Annotated in this window: 4 protein-coding genes and 1 pseudogene; 2 read left to right on the plus strand and 3 right to left on the minus strand. The window is 53.5% G+C overall.

Features of this window, described 5'->3' with window-relative positions; genetic code table 11:
- Positions 1-196: 196 nt before the first annotated feature.
- On the plus strand, positions 197-958 hold the full coding sequence (locus tag AB4Z11_RS19070) for a hypothetical protein (protein ID WP_442026911.1): 762 nt from the start codon (positions 197-199) through the stop codon (positions 956-958).
- Positions 955-1,521: a hypothetical protein gene (locus AB4Z11_RS19075; RefSeq protein WP_442026912.1), complete on the plus strand. Its 567-nt coding sequence runs from the start codon at positions 955-957 to the stop codon at positions 1,519-1,521. The genes AB4Z11_RS19070 and AB4Z11_RS19075 overlap by 4 nt, the downstream gene beginning before the upstream one ends.
- 341 nt (positions 1,522-1,862) lie before the next feature.
- On the opposite strand, the gene AB4Z11_RS19080 is transcribed toward AB4Z11_RS19075, so the two are convergent.
- The 3 genes and pseudogenes from AB4Z11_RS19080 to AB4Z11_RS19090 form a co-directional block, all read right to left on the minus strand.
- Complete coding sequence (locus AB4Z11_RS19080; RefSeq protein WP_442026913.1) at positions 1,863-2,702, minus strand: IclR family transcriptional regulator; 840 nt, start codon at positions 2,700-2,702, stop codon at positions 1,863-1,865.
- A gap of 145 nt (positions 2,703-2,847) precedes the next feature.
- The gene (locus tag AB4Z11_RS19085; RefSeq protein ID WP_442026914.1) at positions 2,848-3,960 is read right to left on the minus strand and encodes an RNA-guided endonuclease InsQ/TnpB family protein; all 1,113 of its coding nucleotides are present in this window, start codon (positions 3,958-3,960) and stop codon (positions 2,848-2,850) included.
- Between the two features lie 554 nt (positions 3,961-4,514).
- Positions 4,515-6,649 (minus strand): annotated as a pseudogene (locus AB4Z11_RS19090) (heme utilization protein); the annotation flags it as partial.

Below are 6,649 nucleotides of genomic sequence, written 5' to 3' on the forward strand. Positions count from 1 at the left end.
GCATTCCTCATCAGGAGGGGCGACAGCCGTCTTGTTGGACAGTCCCAGCCATTCTATGTGGTGATCATGTGATGACAATGGTGCGCGCTGATCCCGGCTATCTGTATGCTGGCCAACGGCACGTGTCAATATTGAGATTCACTGTAGCAGGTATGCGCCTCATAAGTCTGAGACGCCAGGTTGTGCGGGGACTCTGGTGGTGTCCACCATTGCTAGCATGCCGCGCTGGGCAAATCATGAAGGAACCTTAGCAACGATGGATATCTACGAAAATATCGTCATTGGTAATTTTCTTTTTTCCTTGGGCGTGGCTATGGGGCGGCGTCAAGATGCGGAGGGACTCCCCATATCCGCAAATCTACTACAGCAAACGCCACTGGATCAGGGCTGCGGTGATGTCCTCATCCGGGGCTCCCGCGCGATGCGCATTCTTGAATTCAAGCGCGCGAAAAATGACAATTCAAAAGAGAAGGCAAAGTTGCTGCATTTAACTCGGGCACTTTCTGCAACGGGAAATGAGGACCTCAATTCGATCTCACGGTCAGTACACTGGTACATAAGTTCAATGATGCGTGATGGTGAGCTGAATTTGCGCATTGTCCCTTACTTGGACTTTCAGGAAAGCCAGGGGGACGGTCGCAAGTTCCAAGTGTTTATAGATGATCTGGTAAGTGAAGCGACAAAGTCGGGAAGTGATAATTCGAATCTCTACAACCGCTACTTGCAACTTGTCGCGATGTGCCAAGGTTCGGCTAAGGGATCTTCAGGCGGAGTGATCGTTTCAGTGACCAACGAAGGCAAGGTGAACTATTTTGTAGTTGAAGATTTGCGAGAACTGGGCTTTGAACTTTCTCAACTGCATACTAAATTCCTGCAAAGACAAGCGCAACAGCAACGTGAAATAATGCCTCAGCATGAGCGGACCTCTCGTCCGGCAGGTCGGGAGTACACGCTTTGACCACCGACAAACAACTAAATGTTAATGCGACAATCGGGGCGCTTTTAGAGGCCGCCATCCGAGATCAGGATGCAGTCCATAAAGCCGCTGAAGGGCTTGCAAGCTCAAAGAGAACACTTGACGCGGTAGCGAGTCAATTGCCTGGTGCAGTTGCGTCGAGTGTTGACGCATCGCTAGAGAAGGTTCTCGATAAGGCCGCAAAAGCGTTATTGAAAAATCTAAATGAAGCCGACGCCAATGCGGAACGGGCTTCCGCGGCATATGAAAGGGCAGCTCAGTTTGCGGTTTCCCGCATTGTGATTTGGGCGCTAGGTATCACCACTATTGCTGCAATGACCATCATCGCTGTGGCTTGGCTATTCATGCCGGACTTAGCTGAGCTACAAGCGCGCCGTGCCGAAAGGGATGCCTTGGAAAAACGCATAGCTTGGCTCAAGCAGGTAGAAGGAAGCGACATCTCAAACTGCATTTTGGCCGATCGACGAAGTAATCGTGTTTGCGCACGAATTGACTCGAAGTTTCCAGATGCCTGGAATGGGTACCGAATTCTCTCCAGCAAATGAAGTTGTCCGTTTTTTTGGGAAGTTTAGCCGCGCTAAGCTCGCGATGGGCGGAAGGAAACGCCGTTGGACCGAAGGCCATTGTTGCGTCTATCTCACGCGACGAGTGTGGAACGCTGCGGTAGCGGGCCGGGTATGAGGTCATCAAAGCCACTCAGCGGCTTCTGCGCCGGATAGCTTATCTATTCTCCGCCAGTAGGAAGTAACCTCTTCATGGAAAACAGCTGTTTAGGCATAAGAGGCTGCTGCATGCAGGAGCTGCTCCAGTAGTCAACGCCGAGCTGGTTAACGGCGCGGCGGCCAAGGTGATGAAAATAGACGGCAAAAGGTTCTTTTGTACGGCATTACACTGACGCATTTCGTGCCGGCGGCGCCAGGAGCTCAACATTGGGAGATGAGTAATTTCGAAGTGATGTTGCGCATTCGAGTGGCACTTTGACTCGTTTGCAGAATGCCCTAAGGGCGTTCGCAGTTCTTCCACGCCATCCCCAATCAAATGTGCTTGAAGGACCAACTACAGATACTGCCCCCCAAAAAATCCCTGACTCATTGAATACAGGTGAGGACATAGCTGACAGACCTTGCAGATATTCTCGGCTCCGCGCTGCCTGCCGTTTGACGATATCTGCTCTCATATCGTCCAGGTCGAAGGAGGTCAGCTGGGTTCTTAGCCCCGATTCCTTATGAAATCTAAGCTCTCGTTGCACTAAGGGCTCGGTCTCCAATCGATTGGCAAATCCCAGCCCCACCAATCCTCCGGCGGTTGATAGAATGGGTAACACTGCACCCAATCGGAGGGTTATCGGCAAATTGGATTTACCGTCGAGAACCAATACCACTTGAGGGCCTTCGCGAGTCCATCGTGAGAGCGAAACTGTTTGGTTCATCTCTAGTTGAAGATTGATGATGGACTGAACGAATGGCGACAGATGTTGGTTCTGGAAATGACCGCTTGACTCCGCGAGCTCTTCAAACAGTGGGCCTAAGAAGTAGCGGCGTCTCTCATCCTTGAGTAAAAAGCCGGTACTCAACAGTGACTTTGCATAGCGATGCGCTAGTCCCACGTCGATGCCTACCGATTGTGCAAGCTGTAAAACGCCCATGCCGTCTTTGGCCGAGCCTACCGCGCGCAACAGTTCTTCGACTCGATATACGGTTCCAATCCCGGTTTTTCCCGTGTTCATCTTGTCGCTCTTCCAGTACGCGCGCAAATTAAAATATCGCGGTTCATTTGGTGAACCGTAACGTTGACATCCTTCCCAAAGGGAATCCTACGGCGATAACAATGTCGCGTAATCGCTTCGGTGGGTTCCTGCTTCGCCGAGAGGCCTAACTACTCCGCTCTCCACAGGCTAAAACGCGATGTCCTCGCGCTAATATGCTGATCGCTCCAACTAAATCAGCGTTCTTTTTGCAGCCACATGTGACGCACAAGAATTGCGTACGATGCTGTTGATGTTTTATCGATTGCTCACAAGAAGAACATGTCGGGTCCTCTTGTCCATGCGTCATYGCTAAGAAGTGTCCGGCGCGCCAGGCGAGCTTATATTCCAACAGGCGTCGAAACTCTCCCCATCCTCGCGGAAAAGCTCCAATGTCTAATTCTCTTTTTGCCTCAGCTTCTTCGGGCACACTCTTACGACCGTTTGGTTGGGCCTTTGCCTCTGAACTCTGGAAGCACACCAGCGAATGGTTCTTCGTAATTGATGTTGAAGCCTTATGCAGAAAATCTTTGCGGGCGTTTGAAATCCGTGTGAGCATTTGCTGAAGTCGAGCATAGGCTTTCTTCCAATTGCTACTCGACTTAACTTTACGGTCCAGGCTTCGCTGAAGCTGGGCGAGACTACGAAGACGCTTTTCGGGTTGGTGAGGCTGCAGTACAGAGTTCCCGTCGCTCAGTGTTGCGAAGCAGTCAGCACCCTTAACGATACCGACGGCGCTCTCCTGYAATGGAGGCAGTTCCACCTCTCTCTGCGTTTGGATAGACACAAACCATTTTCCGTTCGACTCGCTAACGGTAACGTTGCGTAGATCGCCAAGGACATCTCGGCTTTTTCTATAGCGCAGCCAACCAAGCTTTGGCAGAAAAATGCGTCCGTTCAATTGGTCCAGCTTGATCTGATTCCTGTCGGGATAGCGAAAGCTGTCGCCTTGAGTTTTTCTCTTGAAGCAAGGAACGGAAGCGCGACCATCAAAAAAATTCCTGTACGCCTTCTCCAGGTCCTTCAACGCATGCTGAAGTGGATGCATTGGTGCCTCCTTGAGCCAAGGTATTTCCGGACCATTTCGCCAGGCAGTAAGTAGTTTCGCCATAGCGAAATAACCTATGAACTTGCCTCCAGTCGCTCGTGTCTCCAGTTGTAATGAAAGGCCTTTGTTATACACAAATCGGCAGGCGCCACCGAACCGTCGCATCTTGCGCGTCTGTTCGCCATTGGGCATAAGCTCGAATTTGAAGGCTTGGAGTCGAAGCATACGAGGTGTGTTCAGTAACCTATTCCGAAAATATTGATGCTGCTAGGATGGATATAGGTTCTCACAGTGATATGCGCCTTTGCTGACAAATCCGTGTGGATTGCTGCCAAGCATCGCTCAAAAAATTGGGAGGACAGACTGGGCTGCTGCCAAGTTCGGCATGCATCAGAACGCTACGGTGCGTACGGAGGATAAGCCGGATCGCCAATGTCGCGACCATTGACTATTTGTGGCGCGGTAGCAGTGTTCTTCACGTTCGGTTCCCGCGGTCAGCTAATGCGTGCGTGAGCTGAATCGTTTCTATCCCAAAAAGCACCACGGCGCTGGTCGCTCCATTTCGGAGGTATGTCGTCACTACCATGATTAATGAAAATAAAAGCTAGCAATGAACTGTCGATGCCTCATTTCTGTTTGCCCTCGTGCGTGATGCGCTCTGCAGTCTGAGTTGCATTCAATCTGCTCTGCCAAAAAATACGGCAAGGCGGAAGCCTTGCCGTATTGAGCTAAGACGAAATGTCGTATTACTTCTGAGGACTGGTCAACAAGCCGCTGTTGCCCTGCTGTTGCAGTGCTTTCAGACGCAGCTTGCTGTCGTCGCTGTTGGCCATCGCGTCAGCTGCAACGTTCAGCTTGCCGTTCGCATCGTAGCCCCTCATCACGTCAGCCATCTGAGCCACATTGGCTGCAACGTTGTTGCTGTTGAAGCTCAGGTTGCCTGCCGGAGCAGCCGGGGTAGCGCTGCTGTCGAAGGACGAGATCGCTGCGGCCAGGCTGGAGGCGCTGGCTGGCTCGCTGACTTGGAACCAGACGTCGGCGGCTTCGTGAGACTTGCCGTCGCTGGTCTCGAAGGTCGAGGTCAGGCCAACAGTATTGCCGTTGGTATCGACGTTGGCTTTCTGAACATCCAGATTCAGCTTGGTGACGTTCAGGTCAGCCAGCGACTTCAGCTCGTTAGCCTGGCTGATGCCGTCAGCGTTGCCATCCACCCACACCTTCAGACTGCCGAAGTCCTTGTCGGCTGCGGTGATCATGCCGTCGCCGTTGGTATCCAGCTCAGCCATTGCTTGGTAGCCGTCGGATGCCTTCTGGCCGTTCGCCAGAGTGGTGCCGTTACCGAACAGCTCGGAACCATCGTTGATGATGCCATCACCGTTGCGATCCAGAGCGAGCAGGCCGTCGTCGCCGCTCACCCAGCCGGTGTTCAGCTTCTGGCCGTTGGCCAGCAGGTCGAACTGCACTCCCTGAGTGACGTCCAGCGTTTCGATGCCGTTGCCGTTGAGGTCTAGAACAATCGGGCTAACCTTGAGTGCTTGAATCTGGGAGTTAGTGGTCAAACCTTTAAGCTGAGCTGAGGTCAATGTTCCAGCTTGAGCCATGCTGAAGGCACTGAGCTGAGCGATAGTCATATGCCCAATCTGATCAGAGGTCAGGCCTTGCATCTGCGCCGTGCTCAATGCCGCGATAGTACTGGTCTTCAGGGCCGCAACGTCTACAGTTTCCAAAGCGCCGATGGCTGCGGAGCTCAATGACTGGATCTGCTTGGTCGTGATCATGCTTGCCTGAGCTGTGGTCAGAGCAACGAGCTGGTCTGTAGTCAGTGAACTGAACTGTTGTGTGCTCAATGCAGCGATCTGCGAGGTCTTCAAGCCACACATGTCGCGGGTCTCGATTGCCTGAATATCGTTGGTAGACAGCGATCCCAACTGTGTGGTGGTCAATGCGCCCAACTGATCGCTGCTCATAGCGACGACCTGGTCGGTGCTCAGCCCAGCCAGAGCTGCCGTGGTCATTGCTGCGAACTGTACGGTGCCCAGTGCGCCAATCTGGTCAGTGGTGAGAGCCGCAATCTGCGCGGACTTCAACGCTGCCATAACCGTGACCTTCAACGCACCGATGTCAGCAGTTTCGATTGCTGCGATTGAGTTACTGCTTAGAACACTTACCTGTGCCGAATTCATCACGCTGAACTGGGTCGAGGTCAGAGCCACGATCTGGGCGGAGCTTAGACCGTTTGTCATCTGGTTGGTGGTCAGCACAGCGACATCGGCAGTGGTCAGGTTCTTCACCTGGTCCGTGGTCAAGGCGGCAACCTGCGCAGTACCCATCGCGGCGATCGCCGCCGTCTTCAGGACTACCAAGTCAGTGGTCTGGATGGCTGCAATCGCGTCGGTGCTCAGCGCTGCCACTTGGTTGCTGTTCAGAACCGCAGCCAGTTGGGTGCTCAGGGCAACGATCTGGTCGGTCGTCAACGCTTTGGACTGGTTGGCGGTCAGCGCGGCAATCGCGGCAGTCTTCAAGTTGGCGAAATCAGCTGTTTCCATCGCGGCGATGTTGGCAGTGCTCAGTACCGCCACTTGGGCGCTGGACAGCGCTCCAGCCTGGTCGCTCGTCAGCGCTACGATCTGGCTCGAGTTCAGTCCACCAGCCATTGCTGCCGTGCCAAATGCCGTCACCTGGGCAGTGGTCATTGCAGCCACCTGGTCTGTAGTCAGCCCTGCCAGCTGTGCCGTCTTCAACGACGCAATTGCCGCCGTGCTCAGGCCGCTGAAGTCTGATACCTGGATCGCGCCAAGGGCTGCCGAGGAGAGTGCCCCCACCTGGGCGGTGGACATTGCGGCAACCTGCGTTTGCGTCATCGCCACCATCGCATCGGTAG

Origin of the sequence: Pseudoduganella sp. RAF53_2 (genome assembly GCF_052113985.1) — a bacterium.
GTDB lineage: Bacteria > Pseudomonadota > Gammaproteobacteria > Burkholderiales > Burkholderiaceae_D > Rugamonas.